The sequence below is a fragment of the Pedobacter endophyticus genome (assembly GCF_015679185.1).
Taxonomy (GTDB): domain Bacteria; phylum Bacteroidota; class Bacteroidia; order Sphingobacteriales; family Sphingobacteriaceae; genus Pedobacter; species Pedobacter endophyticus.
Genome location: NZ_CP064939.1, coordinates 4,825,405 through 4,842,195 on the forward strand (window position 1 = coordinate 4,825,405; position 16,791 = coordinate 4,842,195).

Here is a 16,791-nt window from a genome sequence, read left to right on the forward strand (position 1 = left end):
TACGAAAATTTAAACGTTATACCGTTTCACCTTCTGCAAAACTAACGACTTAACGTATCTACTGTATTTACTAAAGTATCGGTGATAATATTGCCCAAACTATCCATCTTCTGCTCAATTCGTATTTCCTTGCGGATTTGTTGTTTGTTTTCGCCGGGAATTGCCTTAACAGCAATATAAGGAGCAATTACCAACGAAACAATAGACATTACTTTAATTAAGATGTTCATTGATGGGCCCGAAGTGTCTTTAAACGGATCGCCAACAGTGTCGCCAGTAACCGATGCCTTATGCGGCTCTGATTTCTTGTAAAACATTTCACCGTTAATATTCACTCCCTGCTCGAAAGATTTTTTTGCATTATCCCACGCACCACCGGCATTGCTTTGAAAAATCCCCATTAAAACACCGGCAACGGTTACACCAGCCAATAAGCCGCCAAGTACTTCGGGGCCAAAGGTAAAGCCAACAATAATGGGCGTAATTAAGGCGATTGCGCCGGGCATCATCATTTCGCGGATGGATGCCTTGGTAGAAATGGCCACACACTTTTCGTATTCTGGCTTCGCCTTGTATTCCATAATACCCGGAATATCGCGAAACTGACGACGAACTTCTTGTACCATATCCATCGCTGCCTTGCCTACCGCCTGAATACAAAGTGCGGAGAAAATGAAAGGAATCATTCCGCCGACAAATAAACCGGCCAAAACGGGTGCTTTATAAATATCAATGGCCGTAATGCCTGCAATCCCCACAAACGCAGCGAACAAAGCTAAGGATGTTAAAGCGGCAGAGGCGATAGCGAAGCCTTTTCCGGTTGCAGCTGTGGTGTTACCAACAGCATCCAAATTATCAGTACGCTCACGAACTTCCGGTGGCAACTGGCTCATTTCGGCAATGCCGCCGGCATTATCTGCAATAGGGCCAAAAGCATCAATAGCAAGTTGCATCGCGGTGGTTGCCATCATCCCGGCTGCGGCGATCGCTACTCCGTAAAGGCCCGCAAAGTGATAAGACGTCATAATTCCGCCCGCTAAAACCAAGATCGGAATAACGGTCGATTTCATGCCGACAGACAATCCTGCGATGATATTTGTAGCATGCCCTGTAGACGACTGTTGAATGATCGAGTTAACCGGGCGTTTTCCCATTGCGGTAAAATATTCGGTAACAATGCTCATAATGGTACCGACAACCAAGCCAACAATGATGGCATAAAACACATTCATGCTCGAAAATTCGTAACCACGCAGGCTCAGGGTTTCGGGCAACATCCATTTCACAATAAAAAATGACGCAACAGCCGTGATAATAATGGAAGACCAATTTCCGAGGTTCAGTGCATTTTGAACGTTAGATTTTTCATCTTTTATGGTTACAAACCAGGTTCCAACAATAGAAAAGAGGATGCCCAATCCACAGATTACCATCGGCAACAAAATTGGCGACATGCCGCCAAAGCGATCGGTAACCGTAATTTCTTGTCCCAAAACCATTGTCGCCAGAATTGTGGCTACATATGAGCCAAACAAATCGGCACCCATGCCAGCAACGTCGCCCACATTGTCGCCAACGTTATCGGCAATGGTGGCGGGGTTACGAACGTCATCCTCAGGGATTCCGGCTTCCACTTTTCCCACCAAATCGGCGCCTACATCAGCCGCTTTAGTATAAATCCCTCCGCCAACGCGGGCGAATAATGCAATCGACTCCGCACCGAGCGAAAATCCGGTTAAAACTTCGATTGCGGTTCTCATTTCCGTGCTATTGGCATTGGTTACATGGAACAACTGCAAAAAAACGATGAACAAGCCACCCAAACCCAAAACGGCTAAACCGGCAACGCCCAAACCCATCACCGTACCCCCAGTGAAAGAAACTTTCAAGGCTTGCTTTAAGCTCGTTCTGGCGGCCTGCGTGGTTCTAACATTTGCTTTCGTAGCCGATTTCATGCCGATGTATCCAGCCGTGGCCGAAAACACAGCACCAATAATAAAGGAGATCGAAATAATCCAACTCGAATGCATTGGTACGCCCTTGATTTCGGTAATGCTACCCGAATAGGCCAGCAGTGCTGCAGTAAAAATGGCGAAAATGCTCAGCACCCGCCATTCTGCCTTTAAAAATGCCATTGCCCCATCGGCAATATAGCCTGCAAGCTCCTGCATGTTCTTATCGCCAGCATCTTGCTTGTTTACCCAGGCACTTTTAAATAGCATTACAATAATGCCTATAAGCCCGAGCGCCGGAATACAGTAAATTAAATTGTTTTCTAGAAAGTTCATGATTAATATTTGGTTATTGGTTGATTAGTTTAGTGGTTCATTGGTTATTGGTTCACTGGTCTCAGTCATCGGATGAATACCTGGCACGCTTACTATATTCATCCGATGACTATTTGGTTATTGGTTCATTGGTCATTAGTTCACTGGTCTCAGTCATCGGATGAATCCCTGGCACGCTTACTATTTCATCCGATGACTATTTGGTTATTGGTTCATTGGTCATTGGTTCACTAGTCTCAGTCATCGGATGAATACCTGGCACGCTTACTATATTCATCCGATGACTATTCGGTTCATTGGTCATTGGTTCACTGGTCTCAGTCATCGGATGAATACCTGGCACGCTTACTATATTCATCCGATGACTATTTGCTCATTGGTTCACTGCCAACTGCCAACCGTCAACTGAAAATCGAAAACTTCCAACTGAAAATTGTAGCAATCGTTTCGTAAGCAATATAATAATTTTATTTCCTTATGATTAAAAATTTAACAACAGCGAGGAATAATTTTCGACTCATTAAAATAATACAATCAAACAGGTTCGGTTTTCTTTTTTTTAAATAAATTAGCCACCAACTAAAACTCACAAACCAAACAAAACTAAAAATGGAGAAACAACAGGGAAATGAACCACTGAAGAGAAAGTTAGGCCTTTTTGATGCTGCAATGCTGGTAATGGGTTCGATGATTGGAAGCGGTATTTTTATTGTGAGTGCCGATATTATGAGGAACCTGGGCTCCGGTTATTGGTTAATTGTGGTTTGGGTAATAACCGGGGTAATGACGGTTGCTGCGGCAATTTCTTATGGAGAGCTTTCTGCCATGTTTCCAAAAGCGGGCGGTCAATACACGTATTTAAAAGAGATTTTTGGTAAAATGATGGGTTTTTTGTACGGTTGGGGTCTGTTCACCGTAATTCAGACTGGTACAATTGCCGCGGTTGCAGTAGCTTTCGGTAAGTTTACTGCTTATCTTATACCAACCTTAAACGATGCAGCACCAATTTTTCAGAGCGGTGGCTACAAAATAACCTGGATCCAGATTTTGGCCATTGGCGTAATTTTGCTGTTAACTTACATTAATACCAAAGGCGTTGAAAGCGGTAAAATTCTCCAAAATGTATTCACCGGGTCCAAAATTGTTGCTTTAATTGGTTTGATCATATTGGGATTCCTTTTGGTTAAAAACAGCTTTTGGTCTGAAAACATGGGGTTTGGTTGGAATGCTTTTAGCAACCTTAAAACCGACTCGGGTGGAAATCTGACGAAATTTGGATGGGAATCTATTTCCGGAATGACTATAATGGGGGGAATTGCAGCGGCAATGGTAGGTTCAGTGTTTTCGAGTGTGGCTTGGGAGAACGTAACCTTTGTTTCTGGTGAAATTGAAAATCCGAAGAAAAACGTTGTTCGTTCGATGGTTTTAGGTACCTCAGCAGTAATGGTTCTTTATTTATTAGTCAATTTCATTTACCTCAATACACTGGGTAGAGACGGTATTGCGTTTGCTGCCAACGATAGGGTAGCCGTGGCGGCCTCCGAGCAGATTTTCGGTAGTGGCATCGGCACGATTGTAATGGCGGTGCTGGTAATGATCTCTACCTTCGGCTGCGTTAACGGCATTGTGCTCGCTGGTGCAAGGGTGTTCCAAACCATGGCGAAAGACGGCATGTTTTTTAAAGCAGCCCTTCAAAACAATAAAAATGGCGTTCCCGAAAAATCGCTTTGGATGCAAGGCATTTGGGCCTCAGTTTTATGCCTGAGTGGTCAATATGGTAATCTTTTAGATATGATCTCTTTTGTAATTGTGCTGTTCTACATGATCACCGTTTTCGGAGTGATTTATTTGAGATTCAAAAAGCCAGATCTAGAAAGACCCTACAAAACATGGTTATATCCAGTTACGCCAGTTATTTACCTGCTAATTGGTGCCGCATTTTGTATTTTGCTGCTTATTTATAAACAACAATACACCTGGCCGGGGCTTTTAATCGTACTATTGGGCGTTCCGGTTTATTTCCTGATTAACAGGAAAACAGTTCCACAATCTTAATTTAAAACGGTTTTTAAATTTTTTTGAAAGCACGGTTGCTGCTTTTTATTGGTGCAATGAACGGACAGATTCTTCGCGATGCTCAGAATGACATTCTATCTAAGCTGTCATCCTGGGTGTTAATTTTCAGGAAAAAATCAATATAAGTGACGTCGTTTTTTCAAAGAATGCTCTTAAGAAAGGTCGTCATTTCGAGCGCAGCCGAGAACCACGAAGTGCTCAGCGAAGCTAAATCTCTACCCAGGGTTTAAAGACTTCTCCTCCAAGGAGAGCTCCTATGGAGCACTTCGGTCGAAAGGACGATTTTATGATGTTTACAGAAAAAGTCAATAGTAGGCACGAAGGATCCCCAAGGCTAAGAAGCCGCTGCTTAAAAAAAAGCACAGGCCCTACTTTTAGCATCCCAGTCTAACTGTCGGTTTTATGCCGACGACGAACAGGCTCTTCGCGATGTTCAGAGTGACAGACTTTTAAATTATACTATTCCATTCATTGCCGTCGGTTTTACCGACGGCGTTTTGTCAAGCTTATTTTAATCTTGAAAATCAAAACCTTATAATAAATGTATTTGTGTATTTTTGCAGCAAATGGGAACACAGGTAGATTTAGGAATAAAGGGATATAAAAATTACGGCACACACTTGCGAGAGAAATACAATGGTCAGCGGGTGTTTAAGGTAATTGTTGACGGCGGATTTACCTGTCCAAATCGTGATGGCAGCAAAGGTTACGGTGGCTGTACCTATTGTAACGTCGATTCGTTTACGCCCGAGCCCTCGCGAAAGATGCCCACCATTAAAGCGCAATTGGAGGAAGGAATTAAACGGGCGGTTAATGGCTACAGGGCCGATAAGTTTATCGTTTATTTTCAGCCCAATACCAACACCTATGCGCCTACGCATTATTTAAAAATGATGTATGATGAGGCGCTATCTGTAAATACCGAAAATATTGTGGGCTTTGCCGTTGGAACCCGGCCAGATTGCATTGACGCCGAAAAGGTAGCCTTATTAGAAAGCTATACCGATCGCTTTGATGTGGATTTAGAAATGGGCATGGAATCGATATACGACGAAACACTCGAGCAAATTAACCGGGGCTGCAGCCACGGCGAATTTGTAAAGGCTGTTGAGCTGTTGGAAAATAGTAAGCTCGATCTTTGTGTGCATACCATTTTTGGCTTTCCCTGGGAAACCAGAGCGCAAATGCATGGATATATCCACGAAATTAACCGCTTTCCACAAATCAAGTTTGTAAAATTCCACCATTTGCACGTTGTAGAAGGATCCATTATGGGAGCGAAGTATAAAAAAGAACCCTTCAAATTATTTACTTTAGAAGAATATACTGATCTGCTTTGCGAATTGATTCCGATGCTTCGGCCAGATATCGTTATTCAACGCCTTTTTGGTATTTCGGACTGGGATTTACTAATTGCACCCAATTGGGGCCTGAATAAATCGGCAATACAAACCTACATTGACAAAGAAATAGAAAAAAGGGGAGTAGTTCAGGGTTCTGACTACATCGGCTAAAAACTTATTTTTTATAGAAAATATTCGAAAACCAGTCAATTTTTGGCTGGTTTTTTTGTTTTTACTGACTTTAAAAGCCAAATCCATACAATTTTTAGGTAAAATCATATAATTACGTCAAAAAATGTGATTTTAAATTTGTCAAAATCCGCTGTGTTTTGTGTATCTTTTTTGTGCTATTTTCATTTTTAAGACTTTATTTTGTTTCGTTTTACAAAAATTTAGCTTTTTGATTAAAATATTTCAAGTTTTTGGTGTAAAAATTACAATATCTCGTATTTTTATAAAAATTATTTGTGAATAATTGAATATTTAAATAATAACAAACAAATTAACCTAAAAGCTATGAGTAAATTTTCCATTAAACAGTTTGCACCTTTTGCGGTTCTGATGATCGTCGCAATTCTTGCATTATTCGTTCCCCTTGCGTCAGATTTTGCCGGAGAATATAATGGAGCCGATGTAACCTTTATTATTATTGCTGCGGCATTTGTATTTTTAATGACACCTGGCCTGGCCTTCTTTTATGGCGGTATGGTTCACCGTAAAAACGTGCTTTCAACCATGATCAAAAGTGTGGTAGCAGCGGGTATAATTACGGTGTTGTGGACAGTGGTTGGCTTTAGTTTGGCATTCGGCGATACAATCGGTGGTTTTATCGGCAATCCTTCTACGTTTTTGTTCTTCAAAGGCGTAAACTCTGGTGCACCACATTTACAAGGCGGTGCAGATTTGACCATTCCGCTTTCATTATTTGCCGTATTCCAGCTTATGTTCGCCATCATTACCCCAGGTTTGGTGGTTGGTGCTGTTGCTGAACGTATCAGGTTTACATCTTACATTTTATTTATCGTTTTATTTGCGGTATTTGTTTATTCGCCATTAGCGCACTGGACCTGGCACCCACAAGGTTTCTTGTTAAAAATGGGCGTATTAGATTTTGCGGGTGGTACGGTAGTTCACATTTCTGCAGGTATGGCCGCTTTGGCAGGTGCCTTAGTTTTAAAAAGAAGAAAATCGCACTTAGAGCATAAAGAAGTTCCACCAGCAAATATTCCTTATGTATTAATTGGTACAGGTTTATTATGGTTCGGTTGGTTCGGTTTTAACGCAGGCTCTGCATTAAGCGCAGGTAGCCTGGCTGTTTCAGCGTTTTTAACAACCAATACCGCTGCGGGCGCTGCAGGTTTATCGTGGATGTTTTTCGATGTTGCAAGAGGCAAAAAGCCGTCAGTTTTAGGTTTTTGTATCGGTGCTGTAGTTGGCTTGGTAGCCATTACCCCAGGTGCCGGTTTCGTAAGCATTCCGTCGAGTATTTTTATCGGTGCAATTGCTGCCGTTATTTCAAACCTTGCAGTTGGGTGGAAGCAAAAAACCAGCCTTGATGATACTTTAGACGTATTTCCTTGCCACGGTGTAGGCGGTATAGTTGGGATGTTGTTAACCGGCGTTTTTGCTACTAAAACAGTAAATGCGGCAGGTGCTGATGGCTTATTCTACGGCAATCCGGAATTTTTTATCACCCAGTTAAAAGGCGCACTGATCGTAATTGCATTCAGTTTCGTAGTATCCTTTATTATTTTCAAATTCATCAATCTTATTCAGCCAATCCGCGTATCAGAAGAAGAAGAAGAAATGGGTCTTGATGCTTCTCAACACAACGAGAAATACACCCAGGGAACATTACTGGTAGAAGAAAAAGCAATTTATATCGAAAGCCATAGCCCGCTAACCGAGGCAGTTTAAAACTCAAAAATCACATATCTAAACCTTATTCAGCTCAAACATGAAGAAATTTTTAACCGCTATTTTTACAATGGCAAGCACGACGTGTGCCCTCGCTCAAGAGACACCAACATCACCACTTGAAATATCAGGGTCGGTTGATACTTATTTTAAATACGATTTTGCCAAGCAACCTAATATCGGAACTTCATTTGCATCAGATCATAACTCAGTTTCGTTAGGAATGATTGATTTGGCATTGAAAAAGAAAACGGGTAAAGCCTCATTTGTTGGAGAACTGTCTTTTGGTCCTAGAGGGCAAACACAGTCTCTTTTAGACGCTTCTGATGATGGTTCGTCGTTTCACATTCAAAATTTATACGTAAATTACGATTTTACAGATCAGTTTTCGATGACTGCCGGTTATATGGGTACATTTATCGGTTATGAGGTAATTTCGCCAGTTGGCAATTTCAACTATTCAACTTCGTATCTTTTTACTAACGGACCGTTCCAAAATGCAGGTATTAAAGCAACTTATAAATTCAGCGATAAGGTGAGTTTAATGGCGGGTTTATTTAACGATTGGAATGTGTACTCGGCAACAAGAGGTGTTTCGGCAATAGGTGGGCAGTTAATGGTATCGCCTGTTGAAGGTTGGACCGCTTACCTTAATGTACTTTCGGGGGCTGGTGCAGGTGGTTATGGAACCATCGAAGATTTAACCACTTCGTATCAAATTACCGAAAAATTTAAATTGGGCTTAAATGCGGCCAACTACGATCTAAACGATGATGATGGTGGTTATGCCGGTGTTGCTTTATATCCTCAATATGCTTTTACCAGTGCGGTAGCATTGGGTTTAAGAGGCGAGTACTTTAAATACAAAGATGTTGCTGGTTTTGAAGGAGATAAATATACTTCGGTAACCTTAACTGCAAACATTAAATCGGGTGGTTTAACATTTATTCCAGAGGTAAGATTAGACCATAATGGTGCTAAACCTTTTGCAAAGGAAAATGGAATGGCTGCTCCAAACGCAGGGCAGTTCTCGCTAGCCGCAGTGTACGCTTTTTAAAGAAATATTTTTTTTGCAGGCCGCCAGCAAACTTAAACTGGCGGCTTTTTATTACCTTTATTTTTGCTTTAACAATTAACCTGCTAAAATGAAATACATTTTACTTATCATCCTGAGTGCTTTTTCCATGCAACTCTTTGCCCAACAGAAACAGTTTGCGAAAGGTGATAATGGCAAGTTTATTTATTATAAGGTTGTTGATTCGCAAGCCGTAAACAAGGCAACGCTGCAAAAAAGAGCACTCCATTTTGTTAACGATTTTTACAAAAAGCAAATGAAGCTCGTTGGCCAAACCGACAGCTCAGTTTTTGCTTCGGGGAAGTTGATTATTGATAAAACAGTTTTGGTAATTGGCCATCCGAGTGGAGAGGTGAAATACAATTTTATGCTTCAAACGAGGGATGGAAAATACCGGTATTGGCTTACCGATTTTGAGTTTATACCGTACAAACGCGATCGTTACGGAAATTTTACCGCATCAACCACTGTAAGCACGCCGCTGGAAACCGCAAAGGGCAAACTCAATGCCGGCGAGTGGAAGGCCATTCAGGCAAGTGCTTACGATAAGGCGGTTACATTCGGCGAATCATTTGAAAAGTATTTGGCTACAGATATTACTGTAAAGTTGCAGCCTAAAAGTCCGGAGGTTATTTCAACCAAAGAGTGGTAAGCCAACGCCGTTGTTGCTCCAAATGAGCTGCTTTGCCGCAAACCGAAGCGTGTCTTTTTTGCTTCATGAATTAATTTCGTCGATTTTGGAAACGAACGTTCTGCTTTTCATGGCGTCTTTCGCCCCGCTGTTCGTTATAGCTCCGATGCTACCTCAGTGCCGATTGATCGGTAAAGGATCGGAGGCTGCCACTGCCATCGGGTTTATAAACAAGGGTTTTGGGTATTTTTGTCGTATTATTTCATCCTAAGAAACCGTTCCGCTCTTTCCTTTGCCCCCGTCAGTGCTCCAACTGAGCTGCTTTGCAGCAAACCGAAGCGTAGCCAGTACGTTAGCGTGTGGCAATCTACTTATGACCGAAAATTTGCTCAACCTTTTTGTATCTGAATTCAAAAATTTCCCTGATTTTTTTCTTTACCGTAATTGCGTTGGCAATTTTTCCGATCGGGCCGAAGCCAATGGCATAATGAAGAATATCGTGCATTAAGATCCCGCCATCTATCTCAGTAAAATGATGCTCGTGGTGCCAAAATGCAAAAGGTCCGAAGCGTTGTTCATCTACAAAATATTCCTTTTCTTTTACATGCGTAATTTCTGTCATCCAGTTGAGCTTTATGCCCATCAATGGCGATACTTTATAGGTGATGATCAGGCCCGGATACATTTTTGTATTCGCAATATTCGGCGAGGTTACATCAAATGCCATCGTTTCCGGCGTAATTTCGGCCAGGTTTAATGGCGATGAAAAAAAATCCCAGGCGGTTGCTAAATCAACAGGTAGTTTTTGCGTAAATTCTAATCGGTATGTTTTCATAATAAACCTTTGCTAAAAGAACGTACCTTTTCAGTGCGGCTTTTGTTAGCATCCTTTCTATAAACTTTATATATTATTATCTTCCTTAATTCTCAAATAACATCCGCAATTTACCAATCGGAAACCCTTTATTCGATTTTTTTGTAAGGAATCAGACTTTTACCCGACTAATCTTAAAAACAAACCTGGTAAAATATGAAATATAACAAAAACATCACAAAATGGACTAGTATAGCAGCGTTGTCTTTAGCGCTGGTAGCCTGTAAAAAAGATCGCGAATTTGTACAAGAAAGAACCGACAATACAACTATTAGTGTCGAGAATGTGTTAGATTCAAGACCATTGGTGCAGTCTGGCACGTTTCAAGGAACCGGAACGCCACCAGTAACTCTCCCTGGTCAATCTACAACAATTCAATTTTATGCTGCAAAAGGGCAAGCGATAACTTTTGCTACAATGTATGGCTTATCTAACGATTTATTTTTTGCACCCGAAAATCCCGGTATAAAAGTTTATACCGCCGATGGTTTGCCAATAGAGGGCGATGTTTCGGCCCTGGTTAAATTATGGGACAATGGCACACGGGTTAATCAAAAACCTGGCACTACGGTAAACCACCCGGGAGCAGCAGAAACCAAAAACGTTACGGTGGTAGAGGGAACGGATGCTCAAGGCAACACATTTTTGCCTGCTTCTAAATTGGTAAAAGCCACATTAAAATATAACGGAAACGCTCAGTTTTCACTTACGCTGGAAAATACGTCTGGAGGTACTTCAAACGAGACTCCCTTGAGCCCGGGCGTTTGGGCAGTATCGTACATTGATGATAAAGGTAATTTTTTAAATTCCACACCATTATTTACAAAGGATAAAGCAACGGCAAATGGATTGACGGCACTTGCAGAAAGCGGCAATAATACACCGCTAAGCGGTTATATTAAAGGTATTACAGGGATATTTACGCCAATTTCGCCAATCCTTGTAGTCGTTTACAACGGAATCGATAATCCAATTTACAAACTTGGTGAGAATGACCGAAATGAGGGATTGAAAGCATTGGCTCAGAAAGGTGATGCGAGTAGCTTAGCTGCATATTTGAAAGGAAAGCCCGGAATTAAATCGGTCTATATTCTTGCCGCCCCAACTACAACTGCGTTGCTTCCAATGATTAATACCCAGCGTGGAGGGAATGTTTCTCAAGAACTTGCTGTTACAAAAGGAGACCGAATAGCTATTGCCACGATGTATGGCTTTTCAAACGACTGGTTTTTTGCGAGCGGTGCAGATGGAATTGATCCATATAAAAAAGGTGATGCGTCTGCCAGTATTGCGCTTTTCGATAATGGTACTGCTATAAATGAATTTCCAGGTTCGGGAAGAACCCAGTTTAAATTAGGAGGAACACCGCTTGTTGAAAGCAAGCCTATCGCTGCCGTTCCCAATCCCAATGCTTTTACCACTTTGCCTGATGTTAAGAACATAATTAAAGTGACGATTAACTAATGAATTAACTGGCGCTGATCGAACAGATAAAAGTAAGTGGCAAAAAAGTAACTATGTTTACCATCGCTAAATAAAGGATGATAATAAATCATGCTGAGGATAACCATAGCAGTAAACAATTTCGGGATAATGACTAATGTCGTTGTCCCGATTTGTTTTAGTGCCCTTGTTAGCAAATGCTTAAGAAAGAATGTTGGTGATTAACTTCATCGCTATCCTTCATTTCGATCAATGTACCATTTTGTCGGCACAGGTAGAACTTGCAAAAGCCTCGGGTTTGGCCTTAAAAATAAAGCCCATACTTAAAATATAACCCATCGCATCGTTCAGTGCCTTGTTCGATTTAAATGACGGATTGGTATTGATATCGGCATGAACCTCTAATCCAACCTCGTAAAGATCGAGCAGATCGCAAACCGCATACGCTGTTTCAATCGATTTCTGAACTTCCATCAGCATTCGCTCTTTAATACTTACCTGCTGTGTACTTTTTTCTTGATGGATGTACATGAAACCACCGTGATGTTCGCGAAGGAGAACGATAACAGTTGCAAAATCGGTAATGCTGCCCTTAACTTGCGAATCGGTGCCAATGCATACCTTCAATTTATAACCCTTTTCACTTTCTCTGATAATTGCGTTTTCAATCTCTTCGAGGATTGGAGCGTGGATTACCTCACCACTGAATTTTTTCCATGTCATACACTTTATATTTAGGTTAATTCCAAAAGAATCCCTTTTGGAACAAAATGGTAATCAGGTTTTTATAAAAATAAGTGGTTCAAATTAAAAACCTGTTAACTGCACATTGTTTATTTGCTAACAAATGTTTGGTTATTAACAAATTAGCTGTTAAGCTCCTGTAGGTAATGCGTATTTTTTGAAACAAATTACATAGGCTGTCGTTTTCTTTATATACAGATAAATACAGCGTTATGATGAAAGCAGAATTAATTCAAGAACTTCAATTACTTCAAAATAGTAGGGCTAATAAAATTGGCGGCGAAATGGCTGATAAGATTTTATCTTCTGTTGATGTTGTTAACGAAAAACTTACCTCTTCTATATTGAAACGAGGAAGCATGCTGTTGAACTTAGAAAAAGGACTCAACTTTAAACTATTAAAACAACTAAAGCATCGCTTTTTCAAAGCTGAATAAGATACATATACCTGCGAAATCGCTTTTAAAAAATGGCTATTATACAGAAATTAATTAGCCAGGGAAAGAGAGAAACCAGCCCGACTGACCGTACGGGTAGAGAAAAGAATTAAAATATTTCGTGTTTTTCGAGCCTCCGTGGCAAACGGAGGGCATAGCTTTTGCCACTGGTATCACCAAAAAGCACAAAACTAGCAAAAAAAGCTAAAAGCAGTTTTTAAGCATGTGGGCTATCGTTTTTGGCCTAAGCAGTAAATGCTTACCTTTGCCGGCAATGATAGATGAAGCGCTAAAACGGTTAAACATAACTGCATTAAACGAAATGCAGCAAGCCTCGGTAAAGGCGGTGGCCAAGGGTAACAACGTTATTTTGGTTGCGCCAACGGGTTCGGGCAAAACGCTTGCATTTTTATTGCCGCTAATTGCAAAGTTAAAAGTTGCCGTTGTGGGTGTACAGGCATTAATCTTGGTTCCCTCGCGAGAGCTTGCCTTGCAAATTGAGCAGGTTTTTAAGCAAATGGGTACAGGTTTTAAGGTAAATTGCTGTTATGGTGGGCATGCTGTAAGAACGGAGAAAAACAACCTTGCTCATCCGCCAGCTGTTTTAATTGGTACCCCCGGAAGAATTGCCTACCATTTGGAACATCAAAATTTTGATGAATCTTTTGTCGAAACGCTTATTTTAGATGAGTTCGATAAATCGTTGGAATTCGGCTTCGAAAGTGATATGAGCTATATTATCGGTTCGCTGCTATCTTTAAAACAGCGCATACTGACTTCGGCCACCAGGATGGAAGAAATTCCAGACTTCGTTAAAATGCAGTCGCCATTGGAAATCGATTTTTCGCAAAATCTGGAAAATAAGCCTGCTTTAAAGCTCAAAATGGTAAAAGCTGCTGCTGCCGATAAATTGGATGTGCTATTTAGGCTGTTGAGCAAAATTGGAGGAAAAAATACACTGGTTTTTTGCAATCACAGGGAAACCGTTGACCGGATAAGCGATTTACTTTTTGAACACGGCCTTGGCCACGATGTGTTTCACGGCGGCATGGAGCAGTTCGACAGGGAAAAGGCATTGTTGAAATTTAGAAATGGAAGCCATAAAATATTGATCACAACCGATCTCGCGGCGAGAGGTCTTGATATTCCCGAAGTGGAATATATTGTGCATTACCAGCTGCCATATACCGAAGATGCCTACATTCATCGCAATGGCAGAACCGCCCGCATGAATGCAAAGGGTACCGCTTATGCGATTTTAACTGAAGAAGAACATTATAAATATTTACCAGAGGATATTGAAGAAGAAACCTTATCAGAAAAATATAAATTGCCTGAAGCAAGTGATTGGGTAACTTTATATTTGGCGCACGGTAAAAAAGATAAAATTAACAAAATTGATATTGTTGGACTATTTTTGCAAAAAGGTGGTTTAGCGAAAGACGATTTAGGGCTGATTGAAGTGAAGGATACAACAAGTTATGTTGCCGTAAAAAGAGGTAGGGTAGAAGACTTATTGTCGACTTTGCAAGGCGAGAAAATAAAGGGCAAAAAGTTAAAATTGGCGGTGGCGAGTTAGTTATTGGTTCATTGTCCTTCGACTCCGCTCAGGATGACAATTGGTTCACTGGTTCATTGCCCTTCGACTCCGCTCAGGATGACAATTGGTGCATTGGTTCATTGTCCTTCGACTCCGCTCAGGATGACAGTTGGTGCACTGGTTCATTGTCCTTCGACTCCGCTCAGGATGACAATTGGTTTATTGGTTCATTCGAAAATTAGGCAGTAAAGTTCGCTATTGAAAATTAGAATCATTTCCCGAAGGGATGCCTTTGGCACGAAAGTCAATCATTCAAAACTTACTAATTCAATCATTCAAAAACTCAATCATTCAAAATTCACTAATTTAATCATTTTATAATTCAAACATGAGCAACAACGATATAATAAAGAAATTAAGAGTAGCGTTATCGCTAAAAACGGAAGACATCATTACGATTTGCGATTTGGTAGGGTTTAAGGTAACCAAGGCCGAACTTGGCGATATTTTCCGAAACGAAGATCACGAGAACTTCAAGCCTTGTGGCGATCAGATTCTACGTAACTTTTTAAATGGTTTGGTGATCTATAAAAGAGGTCCAAGAGAAGAAAAAAAGTAAGGTCCGTTAAAATCAGTCAATAAAATGAAAATCAAATTATCCTTCCTTGCCCTTATTCTATTTTCGAGTAGTCTATTCGCACAACAAACCACCACCGAAAAGAAAGAAAATTTTGCCGATGATTGGGCGGCATTAACAAAATATCAAAAGGAAAACGAGCTGCTCGGCACACCAAAAAAGGGAGAAAACCGCATTATTTTTTTAGGCAGTTCGATCTTCGAATTTTGGAAACAGAAAGACCCTGAATACTTTAATAACAGGTCCTATATCGATCGGGGAATCTCCGGGCAGATTTCTCCGCAACTTCTCATTCGCTTTAGGCAAGATGTAATCGACCTTAAGCCGAAAGCGGTAATTATTTTAGCAGGAAGCAACGATATTTCGGGTAATACGGGCCATGTTACCAACGAAAAGATCATGGATAATATTAAGTCAATGTGCGAGCTGGCCAAGTTGCATCACATTAAGGTTATTCTTTGTAAATACCTGCCCATTAATCAATACCCCTGGGCAAAGCACATTGAGCCTGCCGACAAAATCGTCGATTTAAATAACCTGATTGAAGCCTATGCCCGAAAGGAAAACTTTACTGTTCTTGATTACTGGACGCCGCTGGTAGACGATAAGAAAGGGCAACGCCAGGAACTAACTACCGATGGCGTGCACCCGAACCTGGCTGGTTACAAAATTATGGAAAAGGTGACTGAGCCGGCAATTCAAAAATCACTTAGAAACGTATATTAAGATCCGTTTTTTGAAGTGCCAAACCAGCAGTTTCTATCAAGCGTTGCGGTTAAATTTTTTCATTATTTCAAAGGTAAGATTTACTTCTGTTTGCTGAACGAGAGTAAAAATAAGTAAAATTTACCTTCGTTGTTGCTTTAGGGGTGAAAATTACCCTTGTTGAGTTGTAGTTTAAACTGATCGTGTTAGTCGTATTGGGTTTCAATCGCGAATCAATCGTTCAAACCAGCTACAACGGTTTTAAAATGAAAATATAAATTTGACGATGCTAAAATCAGGCTTCGGCAATAATCCGTTCAAAAAAAAGTTCGGGTAAAATAATTTGCACTTCTAGTTCTTGCCCCTCTTTAAGCCAATAAACAATAAAGCTAACCTTTACCTTTTTCACTTGATAGTTTTTCTTCCTTATAGCTTCAAGGCGGCTCATAAATGGAAGCGAGAATTTTAAAACCGATTGTCCGACAGAATTTAAGCATTCGTCTTTGTGCAAAGTCAGAATCTCGCCACTTGCCAATTCAGAAACCAAACCTTGTTTGTTAATAAAATAGTCTAACCAAATGTCTTTATGAGTCAAGTGCATAACCATATCGTTAGGGGGAGCATAAATTTCTGTATCCTCTAACTGCTCCAAGTTTTCTACGATTAAGTTATTCAGGAAACTTGAATTGAGGTGGATGTGCAGAAGCTGCTTTGCCCGGGTTGTGGCAACATATACTTGTCTTTTGGCTTCATCTGTTTCAAGGTTAAAATTTTCGAGCATTAAAAAAACATTGTCAAATTCTTTTCCTTTTGCCTTATGGATGGTTGAAACAAAGATCGTTTCGCCACTTTCACTGAAAAAATCCTCCAGTTTAGATTCACGAATAAAGACCTCCAAGTCCGATTTATATTTCTTCTTGGTATTGGTATCTTCAAAGTCTTTGATGATATTCTTGCAAGTCTCCAATCTTGTGCTATTTTGAAATTTTTCTGTCAATTCACGTTTTGCACTTTCCCAAACCTCATCACTAATAACAGAAGCGTCGTCGGCGACATTCACGTGATTTAAAAAGAACCTCAC

14 protein-coding genes are annotated in these 16,791 nt (G+C 40.7%); 10 read left to right on the top strand and 4 right to left on the bottom strand.

The genetic code is table 11. The annotated features are described in order from the left end of the window. Positions 1-41 precede the first annotated feature (41 nt). Positions 42-2,288, bottom strand: a complete 2,247-nt coding sequence (locus IZT61_RS19775) for a sodium-translocating pyrophosphatase (protein WP_196098728.1) — start codon at positions 2,286-2,288, stop codon at positions 42-44. 609 nt (positions 2,289-2,897) lie between these two features. On the opposite strand from IZT61_RS19775, the gene IZT61_RS19780 reads away from it, so the two are divergent. The 5 genes from IZT61_RS19780 (at position 2,898) to IZT61_RS19800 (ending at position 9,351) form a co-directional block, all read left to right on the top strand. Beyond that, entirely contained in the window at positions 2,898-4,343 is a 1,446-nt protein-coding gene (locus tag IZT61_RS19780; RefSeq protein WP_230383776.1) for an APC family permease, read from the top strand. A gap of 587 nt (positions 4,344-4,930) precedes the next feature. Beyond that, entirely contained in the window at positions 4,931-5,878 is a 948-nt protein-coding gene (locus tag IZT61_RS19785; protein WP_196098729.1) for a TIGR01212 family radical SAM protein, read from the top strand. 345 nt (positions 5,879-6,223) lie between these two features. Next, on the top strand, positions 6,224-7,624 hold the full coding sequence (locus tag IZT61_RS19790; RefSeq protein ID WP_196098730.1) for an ammonium transporter: 1,401 nt from the start codon (positions 6,224-6,226) through the stop codon (positions 7,622-7,624). A gap of 40 nt (positions 7,625-7,664) precedes the next feature. After that, complete coding sequence (locus IZT61_RS19795) at positions 7,665-8,681, top strand: porin (protein WP_196098731.1); 1,017 nt, start codon at positions 7,665-7,667, stop codon at positions 8,679-8,681. An 88-nt stretch (positions 8,682-8,769) separates the two neighbouring features. After that, positions 8,770-9,351 carry a DUF4468 domain-containing protein gene (locus IZT61_RS19800; RefSeq protein ID WP_196098732.1) on the top strand — a complete coding sequence of 194 codons (582 nt, stop codon included), beginning with the start codon at positions 8,770-8,772 and terminating at the stop codon, positions 9,349-9,351. A 346-nt stretch (positions 9,352-9,697) separates the two neighbouring features. On the opposite strand, the gene IZT61_RS19805 is transcribed toward IZT61_RS19800, so the two are convergent. Beyond that, the gene (locus IZT61_RS19805) at positions 9,698-10,165 is read right to left on the bottom strand and encodes an SRPBCC family protein (RefSeq protein WP_196098733.1); all 468 of its coding nucleotides are present in this window, start codon (positions 10,163-10,165) and stop codon (positions 9,698-9,700) included. Between the two features lie 195 nt (positions 10,166-10,360). On the opposite strand from IZT61_RS19805, the gene IZT61_RS19810 reads away from it, so the two are divergent. Next, on the top strand, positions 10,361-11,668 hold the full coding sequence (locus IZT61_RS19810; protein ID WP_196098734.1) for a spondin domain-containing protein: 1,308 nt from the start codon (positions 10,361-10,363) through the stop codon (positions 11,666-11,668). Between the two features lie 228 nt (positions 11,669-11,896). Here the strand turns inward: IZT61_RS19810 and IZT61_RS19815 are convergent, their stop codons facing one another. Continuing rightward, positions 11,897-12,370, bottom strand: coding sequence for a ribonuclease H-like YkuK family protein (locus IZT61_RS19815; protein WP_196098735.1), 474 nt, complete (start codon positions 12,368-12,370; stop codon positions 11,897-11,899). A gap of 233 nt (positions 12,371-12,603) precedes the next feature. On the opposite strand from IZT61_RS19815, the gene IZT61_RS19820 reads away from it, so the two are divergent. From IZT61_RS19820 to IZT61_RS19835, 4 genes are all read left to right on the top strand, one after another. Beyond that, positions 12,604-12,828: a hypothetical protein gene (locus tag IZT61_RS19820; RefSeq protein WP_196098736.1), complete on the top strand. Its 225-nt coding sequence runs from the start codon at positions 12,604-12,606 to the stop codon at positions 12,826-12,828. A 274-nt stretch (positions 12,829-13,102) separates the two neighbouring features. Further along, positions 13,103-14,407, top strand: a complete 1,305-nt coding sequence (locus IZT61_RS19825) for a DEAD/DEAH box helicase (RefSeq protein WP_196101373.1) — start codon at positions 13,103-13,105, stop codon at positions 14,405-14,407. Between the two features lie 349 nt (positions 14,408-14,756). Continuing rightward, positions 14,757-14,987 (top strand): DUF1456 family protein, encoded by a 231-nt coding sequence (locus IZT61_RS19830; RefSeq protein WP_196098737.1) that lies wholly within the window; start codon positions 14,757-14,759, stop codon positions 14,985-14,987. A gap of 24 nt (positions 14,988-15,011) precedes the next feature. Then, the gene (locus tag IZT61_RS19835; protein WP_196098738.1) at positions 15,012-15,731 is read left to right on the top strand and encodes a GDSL-type esterase/lipase family protein; all 720 of its coding nucleotides are present in this window, start codon (positions 15,012-15,014) and stop codon (positions 15,729-15,731) included. A 274-nt stretch (positions 15,732-16,005) separates the two neighbouring features. Here IZT61_RS19835 and IZT61_RS22365 read toward each other — a convergent pair whose 3' ends face one another. Continuing rightward, positions 16,006-16,791: a 3'-5' exonuclease gene (locus tag IZT61_RS22365; RefSeq protein WP_230383778.1), complete on the bottom strand. Its 786-nt coding sequence runs from the start codon at positions 16,789-16,791 to the stop codon at positions 16,006-16,008.

Excerpts from the sequence above, each read along its gene's own strand:
- IZT61_RS19780 (WP_230383776.1), top strand. The coding sequence starts at position 2,898 with ATGGAGAAACAACAGGGAAATGAACCACTGAAGAGAAAGTTAGGCCTT.
- IZT61_RS19815 (WP_196098735.1), bottom strand. The coding sequence starts at position 12,370 with ATGACATGGAAAAAATTCAGTGGTGAGGTAATCCACGCTCCAATCCTC.
- IZT61_RS19835 (WP_196098738.1), top strand. The coding sequence starts at position 15,012 with ATGAAAATCAAATTATCCTTCCTTGCCCTTATTCTATTTTCGAGTAGT.
- IZT61_RS19795 (WP_196098731.1), top strand. The coding sequence starts at position 7,665 with ATGAAGAAATTTTTAACCGCTATTTTTACAATGGCAAGCACGACGTGT.
- IZT61_RS19785 (WP_196098729.1), top strand. The coding sequence starts at position 4,931 with ATGGGAACACAGGTAGATTTAGGAATAAAGGGATATAAAAATTACGGC.
- IZT61_RS19810 (WP_196098734.1), top strand. The coding sequence starts at position 10,361 with ATGAAATATAACAAAAACATCACAAAATGGACTAGTATAGCAGCGTTG.
- IZT61_RS19775 (WP_196098728.1), bottom strand. The coding sequence starts at position 2,288 with ATGAACTTTCTAGAAAACAATTTAATTTACTGTATTCCGGCGCTCGGG.
- IZT61_RS19805 (WP_196098733.1), bottom strand. The coding sequence starts at position 10,165 with ATGAAAACATACCGATTAGAATTTACGCAAAAACTACCTGTTGATTTA.
- IZT61_RS19790 (WP_196098730.1), top strand. The coding sequence starts at position 6,224 with ATGAGTAAATTTTCCATTAAACAGTTTGCACCTTTTGCGGTTCTGATG.
- IZT61_RS19800 (WP_196098732.1), top strand. The coding sequence starts at position 8,770 with ATGAAATACATTTTACTTATCATCCTGAGTGCTTTTTCCATGCAACTC.
- IZT61_RS19825 (WP_196101373.1), top strand. The coding sequence starts at position 13,103 with ATGATAGATGAAGCGCTAAAACGGTTAAACATAACTGCATTAAACGAA.
- IZT61_RS19830 (WP_196098737.1), top strand. The coding sequence starts at position 14,757 with ATGAGCAACAACGATATAATAAAGAAATTAAGAGTAGCGTTATCGCTA.
- IZT61_RS19820 (WP_196098736.1), top strand. The coding sequence starts at position 12,604 with ATGATGAAAGCAGAATTAATTCAAGAACTTCAATTACTTCAAAATAGT.